The 610-nt window shown below is 70.3% G+C and carries 1 protein-coding gene; it reads left to right on the top strand.

Going from position 1 to position 610, the window contains the following annotated elements; genetic code table 11:
• Positions 1-17: 17 nt before the first annotated feature.
• On the top strand, positions 18-610 hold a 593-nt coding region (locus tag KUM32_RS41280), incomplete at its 3' end, for an MFS transporter (protein ID WP_254406794.1).

Below are 610 nucleotides of genomic sequence, written 5' to 3'. Positions count from 1 at the left end.
GCGTCGACTGGTGGGGCATGGTCGCCTTCGCGGCGTCGCTCACCCTGCTCGTGCTCGGCTTCCTGCGCGGCGAGTCCTCCGGGTGGACCAGCGGCCCCATCCTGGCGGCCTTCGCCGGAGCCCTCGTGCTCATGATCGCCTTCGTGGCCATCGAGCGACACCTCGGCGAGCGGGCCATGTTCGACCTGAGCCTGCTGCGCATCCCCACCTTCGGCGGCATCTGCGTGGCCACCTTCCTCTCCAACGCGACCAGCCTCGCCGCCGTCTTCCTTCAGATCTCCTACATCCAGAACGTGCTCGGCTTCTCGCCCTGGGAGACCGGCCTGCGGCTGATGCCGATGATGCTCACGCTGTTCGTGGTGGCCGCCCTGACCGGCGGGTTGCTCCAGACCATGCCGCCGGGGCTGCTGGTGGGCCTGTCCATCGGCTTCATCGCCGCCGGCATGGGCCTGGTGACGCTGGTGGAGCCGGACAGCTCCTGGACCGCGCTGCTGCCCAGCATGGTCGTCACCGGCATCGGCATGGGCCTGTTCAACCCGCCCCGCGCCGCCGTCACCATCGGCGTGGTGCCGCCCGAGAAGGCCGGCATGGCCTCCGGCATGGGGGAGAC

It is taken from the genome of Streptomyces sp. AC627_RSS907, from assembly GCF_019049165.1.
The sequence above is the reverse complement of the archived record's forward strand: the minus strand, read 5'-3'. Positions and strand labels throughout refer to the sequence as shown.